This window comes from Enterobacter cloacae complex sp. HYC074_NIDB (assembly GCF_056673345.1).
In genome coordinates, this window is sequence record NZ_CP114214.1 from 2,580,563 (window position 1) to 2,599,538 (window position 18,976).

Annotated in this window: 15 protein-coding genes and 1 pseudogene; 3 read left to right on the forward strand and 13 right to left on the reverse strand. The window is 54.0% G+C overall.

Annotated elements, in window-relative coordinates; all coding sequences use genetic code 11:
* Position 1 precedes the first annotated feature (1 nt).
* The 3 genes from tssC to O1724_RS12605 form a co-directional block, all read right to left on the reverse strand.
* Positions 2 to 1,537 (reverse strand): type VI secretion system contractile sheath large subunit, encoded by a 1,536-nt coding sequence (tssC, locus tag O1724_RS12595; RefSeq protein WP_023324775.1) that lies wholly within the window; start codon positions 1,535 to 1,537, stop codon positions 2 to 4.
* 40 nt (positions 1,538 to 1,577) lie between these two features.
* Positions 1,578 to 2,069, reverse strand: coding sequence for a type VI secretion system contractile sheath small subunit (gene tssB, locus O1724_RS12600; RefSeq protein ID WP_003856899.1), 492 nt, complete (start codon positions 2,067 to 2,069; stop codon positions 1,578 to 1,580).
* 615 nt (positions 2,070 to 2,684) lie between these two features.
* Positions 2,685 to 4,301, reverse strand: coding sequence for a peptide ABC transporter substrate-binding protein (locus O1724_RS12605; RefSeq protein WP_045343273.1), 1,617 nt, complete (start codon positions 4,299 to 4,301; stop codon positions 2,685 to 2,687).
* Between the two features lie 183 nt (positions 4,302 to 4,484).
* On the opposite strand from O1724_RS12605, the gene mpaA reads away from it, so the two are divergent.
* Positions 4,485 to 5,198: a murein tripeptide amidase MpaA gene (gene mpaA / locus O1724_RS12610; RefSeq protein WP_023314235.1), complete on the forward strand. Its 714-nt coding sequence runs from the start codon at positions 4,485 to 4,487 to the stop codon at positions 5,196 to 5,198.
* Here the strand turns inward: mpaA and ycjG are convergent.
* Positions 5,189 to 6,154, reverse strand: a complete 966-nt coding sequence (gene ycjG / locus O1724_RS12615; RefSeq protein ID WP_058675165.1) for an L-Ala-D/L-Glu epimerase — start codon at positions 6,152 to 6,154, stop codon at positions 5,189 to 5,191. The genes mpaA and ycjG overlap by 10 nt on opposite strands.
* 106 nt (positions 6,155 to 6,260) lie before the next feature.
* Between ycjG and tpx the strand changes: the two genes are divergently transcribed.
* The gene (tpx, locus tag O1724_RS12620) at positions 6,261 to 6,767 is read left to right on the forward strand and encodes a thiol peroxidase (protein ID WP_003856889.1); all 507 of its coding nucleotides are present in this window, start codon (positions 6,261 to 6,263) and stop codon (positions 6,765 to 6,767) included.
* A gap of 34 nt (positions 6,768 to 6,801) precedes the next feature.
* Here tpx and tyrR read toward each other — a convergent pair whose 3' ends face one another.
* The 3 genes from tyrR to O1724_RS12635 all read right to left on the reverse strand — a co-directional run bounded on the left by tyrR (position 6,802) and on the right by O1724_RS12635 (position 10,901).
* Positions 6,802 to 8,343: a transcriptional regulator TyrR gene (tyrR, locus tag O1724_RS12625; RefSeq protein ID WP_003856887.1), complete on the reverse strand. Its 1,542-nt coding sequence runs from the start codon at positions 8,341 to 8,343 to the stop codon at positions 6,802 to 6,804.
* Between the two features lie 111 nt (positions 8,344 to 8,454).
* Positions 8,455 to 9,507 carry a YcjF family protein gene (locus O1724_RS12630; RefSeq protein ID WP_032609317.1) on the reverse strand — a complete coding sequence of 351 codons (1,053 nt, stop codon included), beginning with the start codon at positions 9,505 to 9,507 and terminating at the stop codon, positions 8,455 to 8,457.
* On the reverse strand, positions 9,504 to 10,901 hold the full coding sequence (locus tag O1724_RS12635; protein ID WP_032658603.1) for a YcjX family GTP-binding protein: 1,398 nt from the start codon (positions 10,899 to 10,901) through the stop codon (positions 9,504 to 9,506). The genes O1724_RS12630 and O1724_RS12635 overlap by 4 nt, the downstream gene beginning before the upstream one ends.
* A gap of 155 nt (positions 10,902 to 11,056) precedes the next feature.
* On the opposite strand from O1724_RS12635, the gene O1724_RS12640 reads away from it, so the two are divergent.
* Positions 11,057 to 12,067: a LacI family DNA-binding transcriptional regulator gene (locus O1724_RS12640; protein ID WP_023324782.1), complete on the forward strand. Its 1,011-nt coding sequence runs from the start codon at positions 11,057 to 11,059 to the stop codon at positions 12,065 to 12,067.
* A 33-nt stretch (positions 12,068 to 12,100) separates the two neighbouring features.
* On the opposite strand, the pseudogene O1724_RS12645 reads toward O1724_RS12640, so the two are convergent.
* The 6 genes and pseudogenes from O1724_RS12645 to ycjR all read right to left on the reverse strand — a co-directional run bounded on the left by O1724_RS12645 (position 12,101) and on the right by ycjR (position 18,963).
* Positions 12,101 to 13,015 (reverse strand): annotated as a pseudogene (locus O1724_RS12645) (OmpG family monomeric porin).
* A 65-nt stretch (positions 13,016 to 13,080) separates the two neighbouring features.
* Entirely contained in the window at positions 13,081 to 14,163 is a 1,083-nt protein-coding gene (locus O1724_RS12650; protein WP_003856876.1) for an ABC transporter ATP-binding protein, read from the reverse strand.
* Between the two features lie 13 nt (positions 14,164 to 14,176).
* Positions 14,177 to 14,842 carry a beta-phosphoglucomutase gene (pgmB, locus tag O1724_RS12655; RefSeq protein WP_032658607.1) on the reverse strand — a complete coding sequence of 222 codons (666 nt, stop codon included), beginning with the start codon at positions 14,840 to 14,842 and terminating at the stop codon, positions 14,177 to 14,179.
* On the reverse strand, positions 14,832 to 17,111 hold the full coding sequence (locus O1724_RS12660) for a glycoside hydrolase family 65 protein (protein ID WP_032609327.1): 2,280 nt from the start codon (positions 17,109 to 17,111) through the stop codon (positions 14,832 to 14,834). The genes pgmB and O1724_RS12660 overlap by 11 nt, the downstream gene beginning before the upstream one ends.
* On the reverse strand, positions 17,105 to 18,163 hold the full coding sequence (gene ycjS / locus O1724_RS12665) for a D-glucoside 3-dehydrogenase (RefSeq protein ID WP_104469341.1): 1,059 nt from the start codon (positions 18,161 to 18,163) through the stop codon (positions 17,105 to 17,107). The genes O1724_RS12660 and ycjS overlap by 7 nt, the downstream gene beginning before the upstream one ends.
* A gap of 11 nt (positions 18,164 to 18,174) precedes the next feature.
* A complete protein-coding gene (ycjR, locus tag O1724_RS12670; RefSeq protein ID WP_003856868.1) occupies positions 18,175 to 18,963 on the reverse strand; it encodes a 3-dehydro-D-guloside 4-epimerase in 789 nt (262 codons plus the stop codon).
* Positions 18,964 to 18,976: the final 13 nt, after the last annotated feature.

The window sequence follows — 18,976 nt, forward strand, 5'->3', positions numbered from 1 at the left end:
CTTACGCTTTCGCTTTCGGCATCTGGCTCACCAGAGACAGGTTCACATCCATGCCTTCCACCTGGAAGTGCGGCACCGCAAACAGCTTCACGCGGAAGAAACCCGGGTTGTCTTCGATATCTTCCACCACCACCTTCGCGTCACGCAGCGGATGAGAAGCCTGCAACTCATCGCCCGGATCGGTCATTTCCGTCACCAGACTACGCACCCAGGTATTCAGCTCCAGCTCCAACAGACGGCGGTCCTTGGTGGTGCCGATGTTCTCGCGCTGGATGAGCTTCAGGTAGTGCGCAATACGCGACAGCAGGAAGATGTACGGCAGACGGGCGTTGATGCGGCTGTTGGCCGTGGCATCTGCGGTGTCGTACAACGCCGGTTTCTGCGCGGAGTTCGCCGAGAAGAAGCAGGCATAGTCGCGGTTTTTGTAATACGAGAGCGGGATAAAGCCGAGGTTGGCAAACTCAAACTCGCGGGTCTCCGGGATCATCACCTCAGACGGAATTTTAACCTGGTTGCCGGTGCCCAGATCGTACAGATGAATAGGCAGATCTTTCACCGCCCCGCCCGCCTGCGGGCCACGGATCTGCACGCACCAGCCGTTATTGATGAAGCTCTTCACCATGTTTGACGCGAAGGAGAACGACGCGCTGGTCCACAGGTATTTCTCGTGATCCGGGCCTTTCACCTGCTCAACGTAGTTAAAGCTGCGTACCGGTACGGTGTCCGGGCCATACGGCAGACGCCCCAGCACGCGCGGCATCACGAGGCCGATGTAGCGGGCGTCGTCGGTGTCGCGGAAAGATTTCCACTTGATGTACTCGGCGCGGTCGAAGTAGTTGCCGATATCCTTAATTGCAGCGACCTCTTCCATCGAGTCTTTCAGGAAAAATTTCGGACCGACAGAGCCAATAAACGGCATATGTGCGGCAGCTGATACTTTAGAGATGTTGCGCAGCAGCGCCACATCCTGCGGGCTGGCGTCAAATTCATAGGATGAAATCACGGAGCCAATCGGCTCGCCGCCCGGGGTGTCGTATTCGGCGGTATAGGTGTGCCAGTAGAGGCCGCTCTGGATAAGTTCCGGCGCGTCTTCAAAGTCCTGACGCAGATCTTCTTTCGACACATCCAGAATTTCGGTTTTCACGTTCTGGCGGTAGTCGGTGCTGTCCACCAGCTGCTTCAGGCCGCGCCACAGGGACTCCACCTTCTGGAACTCCTGGTGATGCATTACGGCATCCAGCTGACGGCTGATCTGGAAATCCAGCTCAGCGATATGGTGGTCAATCAGCGTTTTGTCGAGCTTCTCCACCGGCTGACCGGATTTGCGGATGCAGTCCATAAACACCTGCATCGCCGCCGTCAGGCGTTCACCCGCCGGAGCGTCAGAAAGCGCGGCGTCATCCAGAAACGCATTGATATCACCCAGGCTGGAGGCCGGGGTCAGGTTGATTTTTTCAAACAGGGAGGCGTAAACGCCCTCTTTTTCCAGTACGGTGGTCTGCCCCTGCGCGGAGGCGGTTTCAGTATTCACAGACATCAGCATATTCCCGGTTAATCCATTAAATTACACATGCCGCTTATTTCGGGGCCAGTGCACTCATTTCGTCGCGTAATTCCTGAGACAGCGCCGGGTCTTTGAGAATTTTCTCGAGTTCTTTTCTGAAAGTGGCGTTATCAAGAAGATTGGATTTGAGGTCGCGTAATAAATTACGCATGGCCAGCATGGCGCGGAGCTGGGGGATCTGGCGGGCAACCTGTTCAGGTTCGAAATCCTTAATATCGGAGAAATTCAGTTTTATGCTTTCTTCCGAGCCATCCCCGGCCATTGTGTTAGGAACCGTCAGATTCACTTCCGGGTTAAATTCCGAAAGTACGCTGTTGAAGTTATTTTTATTGACGTTGATTTTCTCCCTTTCCGATAATGGGCGATTCTCTTTTCCATTACTGAAATCACCGACGGTGAGGAGTTTAAGCGGCAGTTCGATTTTCTTTTGCGCGCCACCTGTATGCAGAGCCAGCTTTAAGTTTATGCGTGCCTTGGGCACCTCATTCTGGAATGAATCGGCCATAGCAATCCCTTTCTTTAAAAGAAATAAATGTTAAGTGAGTGACGTTTCTTTACAAAGCCATATTAGAGCAAAAACCCATTTAAAATCAACTTCCCAGATCAAAGATCTACCATTAGACTTTTCTTAAGAATATTCCACTAAATTAGTGTACTCATAAATGCCATAGATACATGATACACAGTAAAAATTAACTATTTATTCACATTAATTTGGCAGAAATGACTGCTTTGATTGGAAATATTGAACTTATTGTCCCATGAGGTTGAATAATTGATTTACATCAATGCATTTATTAACACACCCCGTAACAGCGCAGAGAAATAAGGCTTTAATTCAATAAATGGCCTGAATATGAAAAAATCCTGTATCGGACAAATTCAATCTTTAAAACAGTAATGACTATACTGCTACAGGAATGGCGAATAAATGACTACGCGTTTTTCGATAAACGGGAGAAAGAATCTCTCTGAAGATATTCATCATGACAATAAGTGATGGGCTGATATGAAGGGGATATTTGGTAATAATCAGGCTGTAAAACTATCAACCCTGAGAGCGGGCGCTTATGCGGTTAATGGATATTTACCATAATCACGTAGCGCCCTGACCTCTTTTTTAATGCTTTTCAATATACATTGTACGGCTGTACGCAACATCCTCCGGGTTATTTATCGGATAACCTTTAACCCATGGCTTGATGAGACGGCCATTGGTGTACTGATAAATAGGGGCAATTGGTGCTTTCTCGGTGAGGATCTTCTCGGCCATGTTGTAGTCGGCATTACGCGCTTTTTCAGTAGTTTCGAGCGTCGCCTGATGAATAATCTTATCGTAAGCAGGATCGTTGAATCGTGAGATATTCCCGCTATGGGAGGAGGTCAGCAGCGACAGGAATGTAGACGGCTCATTGTAGTCCCCTACCCACGATGCACGGATGACGTCAAAATTCCCGGTATTGCGGCTGTCGATGTAGGTTTTCCACTCCTGATTCTGCAACTTAACGTCAACACCCAGATTTTTCTTCCACATGGATGCAACGGCAATCGCGATTTTCTGGTGGTTTTCAGACGTGTTATACAGCAGCGTTAATTTTAGCGGACGCTGGGGGCCATAGCCTGCCGCCTGCAACAACGTTTTCGCTTGCGCATTCAGCTCCTGCTGTGACATCTGCTCAAATGGCGAGGTTTCCGGCGTAAAACCCGCAGTGACATCGGGAGTAAAATGCCAGGCCGGTTTCTCGCCGGTCCCCAAGACTTTTTCCGCCATAATACGTCTGTCTATAGTCATGCTGAGCGCGAGACGTACGCGGGCATCCGCGGTTGGGCCTTTTTGCGTGTTAAACGCGTAGTAATAGGTCCCAAGCTGTGGCGGTGTATAAACCTGTCCCGGAATATCTTTAAGCAGCTTCTGGTACATGTTTTTCGGAAACGATTCTGTAATATCGATATCGCCCGCCAGATAGCGTTTGGTCGCCGAGGACTCCTGGTTGATCGGCACAAAGGTGACTTTTTTAAGCACCGTCCTGGCGTTATCCCAGTAATGTGAATTCGGCTCAACCACCAGTTTTTCATTCACCACGCGATCTTTCAGCACATAAGCACCGTTGCCAATGAGCGCGCCAGGGCGCGTCCATTCCTTACCGCTCTCCACATTGGCCTTTTGAACAGGATAAAACGCGAAGTTAGCCGTCAGATTACTGAACCAGGGTAGCGGTTTGTCCAGCTGCACGCGCAGCGTTTTAGCATCGACCGCCGTCACGCCGAGCGTATCCGGAGCAGCTTTGCCGTCGATGATGGACTGGGCATTGTTAATGCCCGCCAGCGCCGCAAACCAGGCGAAAGGTGACGTTGTTTTAGGATCAACCAGACGACGCCAGCTATAGACAAAATCTTGTGCCGTCACTGGGGTACCGTCAGACCACTTAGCGTTATCCCGCAGCGTGAACGTCCAGACGCGGTTGTCATTGCTCTGCCAGCGCGTCGCCACGCCGGGAACTAACTCCCCTTTTTCGTTCTGATTTACCAGCCCTTCATAGAGGTCGCGAATCACCTGTATCTCGGGCAATCCCACCGCTTTTGCCGGATCGAGCGAAGCGGGCTCATCTTTGATATGTCGAACCAGCTCCTGCTTTTGCGCCAGAACCGTTCCTTCGGGAACCTCCGCGGCATATGAAAGTGAAGAAAGCCCGCACAGCCACAGCGCAGTACAAAGAAGCGAAACAGGATGCTTCATACGATCCCCTTAATGATGTCAGGTAACAGGCAGATGCGTAATTATTTGTTTCGAAACGGAGAAATGCAAATGCTTCCTCTGGAAAGTTGATGTCAGGCAATTTTCCACACACACGGAAACTATTTGATTAAGCGCGGCTTTTGCACAACACTGCCAGAAGTGACTTTATCATCAGGGTTTACTATGGCAACTACCCGACCAAGAACGGAACGCGGTGCCTTCCCGCCAGGAACTGAACATTATGGACGCTCATTTTTAGGCGCGCCGCTGATCTGGTTTCCGGCCCCCGAGGCCGATCGCAATAGCGGCTTAATCATTGCAGGCACGCATGGCGATGAAAACTCGTCTGTCGTGACACTCTCGTGCGCGCTACGTACGCTGGCCCCCGATTTACGACGTCATCATGTGATTTTGACCGTCAACCCGGACGGTTGTCAGCTTGGATTGCGGGCGAATGCACGAGGCGTTGACCTGAACAGGAACTTCCCGGCGGCAAACTGGCGCGCCGGTGAAACGGTGTATCGCTGGAACAGTTCGGCGCAGGAGCGAGATGTGGTCCTGCTCACGGGAGACAAACCCGGTTCCGAACCGGAGACTCAGGCGCTATGCCAGCTTATTCATAAGATCCACCCGGCCTGGGTTGTCTCTTTCCACGATCCCCTCGCCTGTATTGAAGATCCTCGTCATACGGCGCTCGGGCAGTGGCTTGCGGATGCGTTTGCTCTACCTCTGGTGAGCAGCGTTGGCTATGAAACACCCGGGTCGTTTGGCAGCTGGTGCGCAGATCTCAGCCTTCACTGTATCACCGCAGAGTTTCCGCCCATCTCCTCGGATGAAGCGAGCGAAAAATACCTGCGGGCGATGACAGATCTCCTGCGCTGGCAGCCTCAAAGATGAAGCACGCCGGAAGTAAAATTCAGCGCGGGTGAGACGTCAACCGCCAGCCAGGTTGGGCCGTCCAGATCGGCAAAACGCACGCTGTTCACCAGCGGGAGCGCAGCGCCGATCGCTCTGGACGTGCACAACATACAGCCCAGCATCAGAGCAAAGCCTTGCGCCTGCGCATCTTGTGCCAGTGCCAGGGCCTCGGTTAATCCACCTGTTTTATCCAGCTTAATGTTCACCATTTCGTAGCGTCCCTTGAGAGCTGACAGGCTCGCACGGGTATGACAGCTTTCATCTGCACAGACGGGAAGCGGATGAATAAAATTCGCCAGCGCGGCATCGTCTCCTGCCGGGAGGGGTTGCTCCAGCATGGCGACGCCCAGATCGGCAAGCAGCTGACAACGGGCTGCCAGCCCTTCGCTGTGCCATGATTCGTTCGCATCGACGATAAGAGTGGCATCAGGCACCGCCGCACGAATGGCGACCATGCGTTCGCTAATCAGACGATCGTCGAGCTTCACCTTTAATAAGGTTGCACCGGTGGCATACAACGCCTGAGCGCTGGCGGCCATTTGCTCTGGTTCACCGATGACCACCGTTTGCGCGGTGACGATCGATTGCGGCAGCGTAACGTCCAGCAGCGCAGGCAGCGGTTTTTGTTGTTTCGCCGCTTCCAGACTCCAGAGTGCGCAGTCAATCGCGTTGCGTGCCGCGCCGGCCGGCAACCGAAGCTGAAGAGCCTCACGCGTCAGGCCCGCCTGCAACTCGGGCACCACCGTCATAATTTGCGCCATGACTGACGCCAGGCTTTCTCCGTAGCGAGGATAAGGGGTACATTCTCCGACGCCTTTTACGCCGTCCTCTTCACATTCAACCACGACCACGCAGGCCTCATTACGGCTGCCGCGCGAGATCACAAACGGGGTGTGCAATGGCCAGGCTTCTTCATAGACCTTAACGCTTCTCATCACTGACTCCTTGCAGGCCGGAAAGGCAGAAAATTGGTTTGCCGTGCTAACTGCGGATGACATACACTAGCCACGACGTTAACTATTTGTAAACAGGAAGATATCTATGTCACAACTCGTTCATTTCCAGGGCAACCCGGTTGCTGTTGCAGGTTCCATCCCACAGTCTGGCAGCAAAGCACAGCCTTTTACTCTGGTGGCTAAAGATCTGTCTGACGTCACGCTGAGCCAGTTTGCTGGCAAGCGTAAAGTCCTGAACATTTTCCCAAGCATCGATACTGGCGTTTGCGCTGCATCAGTGCGTAAATTCAACCAGCTGGCGACCGAAATGGATAACACCGTGGTGCTGTGCATTTCTGCTGACCTGCCGTTTGCCCAGTCCCGCTTCTGCGGCGCTGAAGGCCTGAGCAACGTTATCACCCTTTCCACTCTGCGCAGCCCGGATTTCCTGGAAAAATACGGTGTTGCCATTTCCGAAGGCGCGCTGAAAGGTCTGGCTGCTCGTGCGGTGCTGGTGATCGACGAAAACGACAACGTTGTTTTCAGTGAGCTGGTGAACGAAATCACTACCGAACCGGATTACACCGCTGCACTTGAGGCGCTTAAAGCCTAAACGTAAAAAAGCCTCTGCAAAGAGGCTTTTTTATTTATTCGTCACCCTTCTTCTGATTTAACCCATACTCGCGCAACTTATTCGCAATCGCGGTATGTGACACCCCAAGACGTTTAGCCAGCTTGCGCGTGCTCGGATAGCTGCGATATAGCTGCGTTAACACCGAACGCTCGAAACGGCTGGTGATGTCATCCAGCGAGCCTTCCATTGCCTCTTCGCCTACCGAGACCGTCCCGGCATCGTAATCCGGCAACAGAATATCCTGAGGGCGCAGTTCATACCCTTCAAGCTGAGTTAATGCGCGATAGACCGCATTTTTAAGCTGACGAATATTGCCCGGCCAGCCGTAACGCGTCAGCACGGTGCCCAGGTCGGCAGAGAGCTTCGGACGCGGCACGCCCTGCTCATCGGCAAAACGGGCCACGAACAGTTCTGTCAACGGCATGATGTCCTGTGGGCAATCGCGCAGCGGCGGAATATTGAGCGTCAGAACGTTGAGACGATAGTAGAGATCTTCGCGGAATACCCCTTTCTGCACCAGCTCCACCAGGTTTTTCTGGGTGGCGCAGATGACGCGCACGTCCACGTGAACTTCATGATCTTCCCCCACGCGGCGGAACGTGCCGTCATTGAGGAAACGCAGCAGTTTCGCCTGCATGCGTGGCGACATTTCGCCAATCTCGTCCAGCAGCACCGAGCCGCCATTCGCCTGTTCAAAGAAGCCTTTTTTACCTTCCGGTGCATGCCCGAACAGCTCACTTTCAACGGCATCTTCAGGAATAGAGGCGCAGTTCAGCGCCAGATACGGTTTTGCCGCACGCGGGCTGGCCATGTGCACAGCATGCGCCAGCAGATCTTTCCCCGTACCGGTATCCCCGGTAATCAGCAGCGGCGCCGTAAGATTTGCCAGCTTGCGCGCCTGGTCGATCACATGACGCATCTTCGGGCTCACCGCAATAATCTGGCTGAATGCGCCGACGTCCTGGCTGGAAAGGTTCTGTAACTGACGCCCCATTCGCACCGTGGAGCGCAGCATGATCACTGCGCCGGTCAGCACCCGCGCGGCATTTTCCCCTTTCAGGTAGACCGGTGTGATCTCCATCAGGAAATTCTGTCCGTTGATGACGACATGCTCGCTATGGGTATTTTGCGGGTTGCTGTCCAGCCAGCGCTGGAAATTAAAACCGGTGATCAGTTGCGTGGCGTGGTGCCCGATAAGTTTTTCCTGAGTCTGCGCAAACAGCTGGCAGCTGGCCTGGTTAACGCGCTCGACTTTATTTTTCAGATCGAGAGAGAGAAACGGCTCCGGCATTGCTTCCAGCAGCGCGCTCAGCGCAAGATGTTCCCGCTCGGACGGCATCCAGGGGATGGTACGTACATCCGTAACGCCAGCGATACGGCGGATTTCCGCCATCAGGCTACTGAAGGTATTAAATTCAATTTCGGCAAAATTGAGGTAAATTCGCCCGACAGGGTCGATCTCTATGCCACGTAAATCAATGCTACGTAAAACAAGAAGATCGAGTAACTCGCGGGTCAGACCGAGACGGTCCTCACAAAAGACTTCCAGACGCATGGGAAATTCACCGTTTAAGCCAATAACAGTAAAATGATATGTCAGATCACGGTGTTCGGGAAGGTGGCTGTCAACAAATATTGACAGCCCGCACGATTAGTAAACAAAACCTCACTGAGCAGGTTTTTTATTGAGCGTCTCTTTAAGCTGGCCAATCAATTCGCGACGGAAATCCCCCAGCCGCGGCTTATCGCCATCGATCCAGGGGAGTGGACGACAAACCTCCATCGCTTTGATACCCAGGCGTGCCGTCAGCAGACCGGCACCAATCCCCTGCGCCGCCCGGGCAGAGAGACGCGCCGCAAGATCCTGCGACATCCAGTCCATCCCGACCTCCCGTACCAGTTCGCTTGCCCCGGCGAAGGCGATATTCAGCAACACCAGTTTGAACAGGCGCAGTCGGCTGTAATAGCCAAGCTCAATGCCGTACAGCCTGGCGATGCGGTTGATCAGACGCAGGTTGCGCCAGGCGATAAAGGCCATGTCCACCATTGCCAGCGGACTGACGGCGATCATCAGGGTAGATTCCGCCGCCGAACGGCTGATCTCACGACGAGCCTGCGCATCCAGTACCGGCTGAACAATGTGCGCATAGAGCGTGACCACTTCCTGGTCATTCTGGGTTTCGTGTATCGCCGCATACCAGCGCTGAAGCGCCGGGTGAGAGTGATCTATCCCGGCCTGAGCCGCAAGCTTTTCACAAAAAGCACGCCCTTTTCCTGTGCCGTGACTGTGCAGCAGATCCCGCGCTTCATCGCGTTCGTGGGCACGCTGACGCAAACGCCAGAGGCGACGCCACTCGCTGACGACTGAGCCAACGCCCGCACCAACAATCAACGCCCCGGCGGCGCATCCCCCCAGCGCCACCCAGTCCTGCGTTTGCCAGGCATTGACGCCCCACTGCACGCCCTGGCCGATTACGCTCACACCAAAAAGGGCTAACCCGGCGGTCACCATCTTACGCCACAGGCTGCGTTTCGGGCGCAGTGCCGCATCAACCACCGCTTCCGCCTGCCCCTCTTCAACCATCGGTTCGTCTGCCAGCACGGGAGCAAAGTTGTCAGCCTGCGGGCCGCTGAAGGTTTGCGCCGTTTTGAACGCCTCATGGGGCGTCTGCTCAAGCTGGCCGGTAAAATCAATGCGAGGTTTTAACGGTTCCGTCATCGCAATTTATCTCCAATTAAAAACTCCAGCGCAGCATCCAGACGGATATGCGGCAATGGCTGATCAACGTTCATGCTCTGCGGACGGAAGGCTTCGAACTGAAAACCCTGGCTTTGCCAGAAAGCCTGGCCGGGCAGACGCGCCGGAACTTCCCCCGGATAGACCGTGAGCGGTTCGCCGTCGCTGAGACGGTTGCCCCGCAGGGCCGGAATTTTCTCGCCATTCAGGTCAATCAACCCACTCTGCGTAGCCTGTACGGACGCCAGCCCCAGACAGTCCATGCTGATCCCTTCGAAGGCCGCATTCTGCCAGGCATCCTGCACCAGCTGTTGCAGCAGGGATACCATGTTGGCGTGCTGATCGACCGTCACATGGTCAGCTTTTGTGGCGGCAAACAGCAGCTTGTCGATGACCGGCGAGAACAAACGGCGAAACAGCGTACGCTGGCCATAATGAAAGCTTTGCATCAGCTGCGTCAGCGCCAGCCGCATATCATTGAACGCTTGCGGCCCGCTGTTGAGCGGTTGCAGGCAGTCCACCAGCACGATCTGGCGGTCAAAGCGTAAAAAGTGATTTTTATAAAAGCCCTTAACCACCTTCTCACAGTAATAATTGTATCGCTCGCGGAGCATACCGGCGTTGGTGGTCTTGTCCGCCTGCGCCAGTTTCGATTCGCCGATGCTGTCAACGTCCGGCCACGGGAAAAACTGTAGCGCGGGAGCACCGGCTAAATCACCCGGCAGAACGAAGCGGCCCGGCTGAATGAAATGCAACCCCTCCTGCTTGCACTGATGCAGGTAATCCGTCCAGGCTTCGGCTATGACGGCCAGACGGTTTTCATCCGCCGGCGCCAGCGGGTCCAGCCCTTCGCAAAGCTGGCGCCATTGGGTCGACCACTCTGCCCGCTGCCCCTGCAACAAACCGGTCATCTGTCGGGACCAGTTCAGGTAATCCTGCGCCAGCATCGGTAAATCGAGCAGCCATTCTCCCGGATAATCCACAATTTCGAGATAGAGCGTGGACGTTTCTTTGAAGTGACGCATCAGGGATTCATTCGAGCGGAAACGAAGCGCAAGCCGGATTTCGCTCACGCCACGCGTCGGGGTGGGCCAGGCGGGAGGTTCCCCGTATAACTGCGCCAGACCTTCATCATAGGTGAAACGGGGGATGCCAAAATCACGTTGCGGTACGCGTTTCACCCCCAGCAACCGCTCCTCGCGCACTGCGCTAAGCAGTGGCAGGCGCGCCCCTGCATGCAGGTTCAACAGCTGATTGACCATCGCCGTAATGAATGCTGTCTTACCGCTGCGGCTCAGCCCCGTCACGGCAAGACGCAGATGGCGATCAACGCCACGGTTCACCAGAGAATTGAATTCGTTTTTAAGTCGCTTCATCGCCGTCCTTCATTGCCTGGAACCCTGAAAAAAGTCACTTCAGAATACAGTAAATTGGGGCAGATCGTTGATTATCAATTCTTAATTATTGCTATTGCCGTTTTCTCTCCAGTAAGATGGGCGCAATTGCTGTCCGTCTGGAGTGAGTAAGGTGTATGTCACCCACCATCTATGATATTGCCCGCGTTGCTGGCGTTTCGAAATCAACCGTGTCGCGCGTTCTGAATAAACAAACGAATATTTCTCCTGAAGCGCGCGAAAAGGTGTTGAAGGCGATAGAAGAATTAAATTATCAACCGAATAAACTTGCCCGCGCACTCACCTCTTCTGGCTTCGACGCCATTATGGTTATTTCGACCCGTTCAACCAAAACCACCGCAGGGAATCCGTTTTTCTCTGATGTACTGCATGCCATAACGGCAAAAGCAGAAGAAGAAGGTTTTGATGTTATTTTACAAACGTCCAAAAGCAGCGAAGATGATCTGCAAAAATGCGTGGGTAAAATAAAGCAGAAGATGATCAAAGGGATCATCATGCTAAGCTCGCCGGCGAACGAGTCTTTTTTCGCGACGCTGGACGAATACGGTGTGCCCGTGGTCGTTATTGGTAAAGTGGAAGGCAATTACCAGAATATCTATTCTGTCGACACGGATAATTTCCACGACAGCGCCATATTAACCGACTCATTTATCACACATGGTCGCACTAAAATTGCCTGCCTGCATGCCCCTCTCGATTATCACGTTTCTATCGATCGCCTGGCGGGCTATAAATCGAGCCTTGAGAAGCACGGTATTGCGATTAATCCGGACTGGGTTATTGATGGCGGATATACCCATGAAAGCGCGCTTCAGGCGGCCTGTCAGCTACTCTCATCAGACAACCCGCCCGATGCGGTTTTTGCGACGGACAGCATGAAATTGCTGAGTCTTTATCGTGCCGCGGATGAGCTAAATCTGACGATCCCGGAACAGGTCGCAATGGCAGGATACAGCGACCCGATGCTATCTCTCATTTTAACCCCTGCACCAGGCGGTTTTGATATCCCCACGAGAAAGCTGGGCGAAGAGAGCTGCGATTTGTTGTTCAGGTGCATTGCGGGTAAACCTGCCCCGCATAAGGTATTGGTTGAAACGCATTTTTCAGATGCGGCTTCATTACGCTAAAAACCAGGGGCAAACGCCCCTGGTGAAGTGTTATCAAAACGCGTAATTCACGCCGATACCGGCATAGTGGAAGCGGTCACTTTCCCCTTCGTCATGGTTTTCCCATTCGTAGGCATATTCCAGCGTCATGGATAAACCATTGTTAAAATCATAGGCGTACAGCATACCCAAACGGTTGAAATCATGTCCTTCACGCTCAGGATCGTCTTGCCAGTCCCAGTTTGACCAGCGATCGAGTCCCAGACGGGTATAAGGCGTTAGCGTCGTCTGACCCAATGAAATCGGCAGATAGGCGCGAATTTCCTGAGTGGAGAATTCACCGTTATTACGTGAACTGTCCATATTGAAACCCCGCTCTAAATAGTAATTAACTTTTGCAGAGACGGTTTCGTTAATTGTCCAGGTAAAACCGGTTTCCGTTTCAACACGGCTCTCAGAATAACCGTTTTTTGCCAGGTCATTCGCAAACTGGTACATGGCAAACCATCCGCCAAAACGCCAGTCATCGGTTAATTTTACATCCCAGTCCGGTTGAATTTTATAGCGCTGCATATTTGCGCTGCCCGCTTTCGCGCCATCCTCATCTTTGAAATGATAGCTGTAATTACGGAAACCACCCGTCAGTCCCAGCGTGAAATCATCGGTACCAATAATACGATAGCGTAATTCTACTTCGGGACGATCGAAATAGGTGCCGCGCGTCATGCTACTGTAATCAACCGGCCCTTCCTGATACATAGTCAGCGAAATGGTCCATGCATCCCAAGTGGCATTAAACCACACGGAGGGTTCATATAATCCATCTTTATCGTCTGCCTGACCTTCGACGTTTTCAATTTCATACATGGCGCCAATATTAAATTCCCACTGTTTGGCTGATTCAGTTGCTTATGCGCAGCTCACCCCTGCGCACAGGACGAGCGCAGCACTTCTTAGTAGAGTACTCATTAAAATATTCCTTTTTAATTAACATACAAAAAACCGGAAACTTTCATTTCCGGCGAACACCTTTCTTATCTAATAGCTGTTTCAGTATCAGCATCGAAGAAATGGCACTTATTCATGTCGAACTGGATGCCGATATTATCTCCGGCAACGTAATCATCCGCCGCTCCCGCACGGACAACCAGTTCATGCCCACCCACGGTGGCATAAAGCATAAATTCAGCCCCGGTCAGCTCAGCAACGCTGATCTTCGCCGTGATGTTTTCGCCGCTTCGCTGTACGGTGAGAATATCTTCCGGACGGATCCCAAAGACAACCGCTTTACGCTGGTAACCTTGCGCATTCAGTACGGCCAGCTTGTCCTCCGGGATCTCCAGACGCAGCGTTTCCGTCACAAAATAGCGGTCGTCGATTGCGCCACGAATGAAGTTCATCGCCGGTGAGCCAATAAATCCTGCAACGAACATATTCGCCGGCTCGTTGTAGACCTGCTTCGGCGCGCCCACCTGCTGAATGATGCCGTCCTTTAAAATCACGATGCGGGTCGCCATCGTCATGGCTTCCGTCTGATCGTGCGTCACGTAAATCATGGTGGTATTAAGCTTCTGATGCAGCTTGCTGATTTCAGCGCGCATCTGCACACGAAGTTTGGCATCGAGGTTGGATAAGGGCTCATCCATCAGGAACACCCCCGCTTCGCGCACTATCGCCCTGCCTAACGCCACGCGCTGACGCTGACCGCCGGACAACGCGCCAGGTTTACGCTGGAGATAATCGCGCAAGCCCAGGATCTGTGCCGCCCAGGTAACGCGTTCTTCAATGACGGAGGGCGCAATTTTTTGCATTTTCAGGCCAAACGCCATGTTGTCGTAGACCGTCATATGCGGATAGAGCGCATAGTTCTGGAAGACCATCGCGATATCACGGGACTTGGCGGGAACATCATTCATGCAAACCCCGTCAATAATCAGTTCACCCGCGCTGATCTCCTCGAGGCCGGCAATCATTCGCAGCGTCGTGGATTTCCCACAACCCGATGGACCGACGAAGACGATAAATTCTTTGTCTTCAATTTCGAGGTTGAAATCCTTCACCACGTGGACCTGGTTATCATAAATTTTCTGAATGTGTTTCAGAGACAGTTGAGCCATTATTAATTCCTTATCAATACGCCCGGGATGCCCAGAAAGCCGTCAGGCGTTCCCAGGTCAGTTCCTGCGTTGAATGAAGTTGTAATCCCGCATGGTTCAGGCCAGGCCCAATCCCGACCGACAGCATTCCTGCGGCGTTGATCGCATCTACCCCTGCGGCGGCATCTTCGATACCAATGGCCTCTTCAGGACGCACGTTCAGTCCTTTACAGGCCGCAAGGAAGATTTCCGGGTCCGGCTTTGAGCGGCTAATACGCGAAGCATCGGCGCAAAAATCGAAAGCCTGATGAATACCCAACGCGTGCAAAATCCCAGGAGCATTAAGCGATACGGATGCCAGGCCAATTTTGACCTTCGCGGCGCGAATATCCGCCAGCACGTCGCGAATACCCGGCAGCAGCGAATCCTGCGTCAGTGATGCCAGCGACTGGACGTAAAGCGCGTTTTTTTTCGTCGCCAGCGCCAGGCGCTGCTCGTCACTGAACATCCCCTCTTTCCCGCCATGTTTCAGAATGCGCTGGAGGGAGTCCATACGGCTTATTCCTTTCAGCTGTTCGTTAAATACTTCATCGAAGGTGATACCAATCTCCTCCGCCACGGCGCGCCAGGCCAGAAAGTGAAGATGCGCGGTATCGGTGATCACCCCGTCCAGATCGAATACAACAGCGTTAAGCGTCATGGCGCCCCTCCGTGGTAGCGGTCCCATTAACAGGTACAAGAAAGTCCTTACGCTCACAGACCTTTCGCCCTGATACATGCAGCGTTTCCCCCCACAGCGTCAACGTGACAGGTGCGGTGGTTTCAATGGTTAACTGGTCATCTTCACAGGTAATGTGCATTGTTGCGCCCCGCCACCGCAGCGGGAAGGCGAGTTTCTGCCAGTGAGCAGGCAGCTTCGGCGCAAGATGCAGCTCCCCTTCGCTAATGTGCAGGCCAGCAAATCCCTGGATGGCGCCCAACCAGATCGCACCGGTGGCGGCAGCATGAATACCGTCATCACTGCTGTGCGGGTCGTCCCCCAGGTCGATGGCAATCCCATCGCGCCAGAAGGCATACGCCCCCTCGGTGTCACCGCAGCGTGCGAGCACAATGCCGTGAATGGCTTTACTCAGGGATGAATCATGGATCGTGCGTGGCTCGTAGAACGCCAGATTGGCGGCACATTGCTGCGGCGTAAACCGTTCCGGCAGCAGGTAGTTAAGCATCACCACGTCGGCCTGCTTCAGGATCTGCATCTCGTTCACTTCCGCGCGAGAGTAATCAAGCAGAATGGTTTGCTTACCCGCTTTGGCTTTATAGCGGCTCAGATCGATGGCAGGTTTTGCCATGAAGGTATCATCCTGCGGGATCACACCCTCTGCGTCGGCCTCTGGCAGCCACAGGCGCGCCAGGAACTTACCGGCATTCTCCGTAAAACGCGCATCTTCACGCCCAAACTTCGCCATAAACTGACGCGCGCAGGCCACGTTGTGCCAGGCCAGATAGTTGGTGTAAGCGTTGTTGTTGACATGCTCGGTGTATTCATCCGGTCCGATCACGTCATGGATCTCAAGACGACCATTAATTTCCGTCGCGCGTCCCATCCAGAACGAAGCGGTTTCCATCAGCAGCGTCAGACCCTCATTGCGCATAAAGGCATCGTCGTGTGTTGCCTGCCAGTAAGCGACAACGGCCCAGGCAATATCAGCCACGATGTGGTGTTCAGCGAGTGCGGAGGCGACCTTCTGGCGAACCCCGGTGCGGATGTTAATGGCTGCGAATTCTGGCGTCTCTTCCTCTCCGCTGGCGGCGCTTTCCCACGGGAACAACGCGCCCGGCCAACCGTTACGGCGTGCTTTTTCACGCGCGCCAGAAAGATTCAGCCAGCGATAGCGCAGCAGGCTGCGGGCAATCTGTGGACGGGTAAACAGATGGAACGGCAACAGGAAAATTTCGGTATCCCAGAAGACGTGCCCTTTGTACCCTTCCCCCGTCAGCCCTTTCGCGGCAATGCTGCTTCTTTCGCTATGGGCTGGCGTCATTGTCGTCAGGTGCCAGACGGCATAATCCAGTGCAAGCTGATCCTGCTGTTCTGCACAAGTCACTTCCACCCGAGCGTCACGCCAGACCGCTTCCCAGGCGTACGCTGAGCTTTCAAGCAACGCATCGTAGCCTCTTGCCGCGCAGACTTTGAGATCGGCCAGCGCGTTGCGGGCGAAAGACTCCTGTGAGAGCGCTTTATCGCTGCGATGGGTCAGCCAGACGATCTTCTCAAGCGTGACGGTGTCACCTTGCGAGATAGTCAGAGAATGATGAACGCTGAGGCGACGATTTTTGGCGGTGAAACAGCTGTCGCTCTGAGCGGAGAGCTGACAAAACGCCGAAACAACAACTTCAGACGCCCGGTCCTGCGTTTCATACACACCCTGCATGTAGTGCTGGTCAAAAACCCTGACCGAGATTTCATCCAGATGCTGCCTGCCGCTGTTCGTCTGTGTCGCATCTATGCCGGTTTTCAGCACGGCCTGAGCGGCGCCATCAAGCGGTGTAATCGAGAGCCGCATTGCCACTAAGGGCAACTGGTCCAGCGAAACAAAACGACGGCTCTCGAGGCGATAGCGTTTTCCGTCCGGCGAACGCCAGACAACGTTACGATGCAGTTCGCCGTTAGCAAAGGCCAACTCGCGTTGCCACTCAAGAATTTCGCCTGACAGGAGCGTGAAATTGACGCCGTCCAGCTCAACTTCAACCCCGGTGACATCCGGCAGATTGATCAGCTCTGTGGTTTCGTTGCGTCCCGCGCGATGATACAGCCCCGCGAGATACATGCCTCTGGTCTGCTGGGTGTAATCTTCTTCATGCGTGGCGCGAATGCCCATGTAGCCATTGCCGCAGGCCATAATGGACGCGTACTTATTCAGGCTATGCGGGCAAAAGCTCGGATCGGTTAATACAGACTGGTTCAGCATAACGTCACGCTTTCCCCTGTTTCCGCGGCTTCATATAACGCCGCGACTAATTGCTGGATCACCAGCCCCTGCTCCGCATCGGCAATCATGACCGGCTCGCCCAATACGTGGCGAACAAACGCGTCCATACTGCGCAGATGTCGGCGATCGTCAGCTTCTTCCCGCTGGGTCAGCGTCTGTAAAACACCGGCTTCGTCGTTATAAATGTGTGCCGGGAACAGCGTTGCACCCGCCTTCTCACCGCAGAAAGAGACGTTCATGATCGACTGCTCGCGGATATTAAGCGCAAAAGAGGTGTCCAGACGCAGAATGCCACCGTTGCAGAACTCAATCGTGCCAAACAGGGCATCTTCCACGGTAAACTGCGCAGGATCCCATTCGCCAAACTGGCCGGTGTGTTTCCGGTTCCCCAGTCTCTGGAAGCTGTGCGCGGTTACCCGCTTCACGGGCGGGAAACCCAGCACGTACATCGCGGCGTCCAGCATATGAATGCCGATATCGATCAGCGGCCCGCCGCCCTGGAGCGATTTATTGGTGAAAACGCCCCACCCCGGCACACCGCAACGACGCAGCGCCTGCGCGGAGGTGAAGTAAATTTCACCGAGCGTTCCGTTCATTACCGCATCGCGCAGGTGCTGGGTATCCAGCGCAAAGCGATGGTGAAAATCGTACGCGAGGACTTTTCCGGCCTTGCGCGCCGCGAGACGCATCTCATCCGCCTGGTGCGGCGTCATCGCCGGCGGCTTTTCACACATCACATGACAACCTGCTTCGAGAGCCGCCATCACATGTTCAAAATGGAACCGGTTAGGCGAACAGACGCTCACCACATCCGGTTTTACTTCCTGCAACATCTCGTGAGCGTCCTGCCATGCCGATGGAATAGCATAACGTTCCGCGAACGCCTGTGCCTGCTCAAGGCGGCTGTCCATGACAGCCACCATTTGAACATCACTGCGCGTGGCGTAATACGAGGCATGCACTTTGTCTGCAACCTGCCCGGCGCCAATGATGGCGACGCGCAGAGGCAAAGGTGTAGAAGCACTCATCACGCTCGTCATCCTTAGCATTCACGCAAGTAAGTGAGAGAGTCCTTATAGGCCTGAGCCGGATCGTCGGCACGCACCCGGCACTCGTACACGACGTAACCCTGATAATTATCGGCACGCAGCTGATCGAACAGGCTGGCGAAATCGAGGCTGCCGCTGCCCGGCTGATAGCGGTGGTTATCAGCAATGTGCACATGACCCAGCAGGTCGCGGTTCTGATGCAGCGCTTCCGTCAGGGAGTCTTCTTCAATATTCATGTGGTAGAAATCACCGATGATCTGCACGTGCTTCAGGCCGTTCTCTTCGATATAACGACGCGCGTCGGCCAGAGTGTTGATCATATGATCCTGATAGCGGTTCAGCGGCTCCAGGTAGACGGTAGTTCCGGTGCGCGCTGCCACCTCATCCAGCCAGCGCAGGGAAGCGCTGACCGCTTTGCGATCGCCGTCCAGACTACGTGGCGAAGTCATTGGCGGCAGACGGAAGGTAAACATCCCCCAGGCAGCCGGAACGATAATCCCCTTTCCGCCCACTTCTGCCAGCGCTTCCAGAATGCGTTCAATCTGCTGTAGACCGTTCAGGCGGCGTTCTTCAATGAAATCCCCGATCCAGCCATCGTATCCGCCACAGGCCGTCGTGACCGGCAGGCCGGTGGCTTTGATAGCCGCTTTTACTTCGTCGAGGTTTTCCACCAGCAGTCGGCCATCAATTTCGTAGCCATCAAATCCCATCGCTTTGATGTATTCGAATTTTTCCATGATAGCGGTCGGGAAAAAGGCCTGGTTTTGTGTTGCGATTTTCATGATTGCTGTCCTT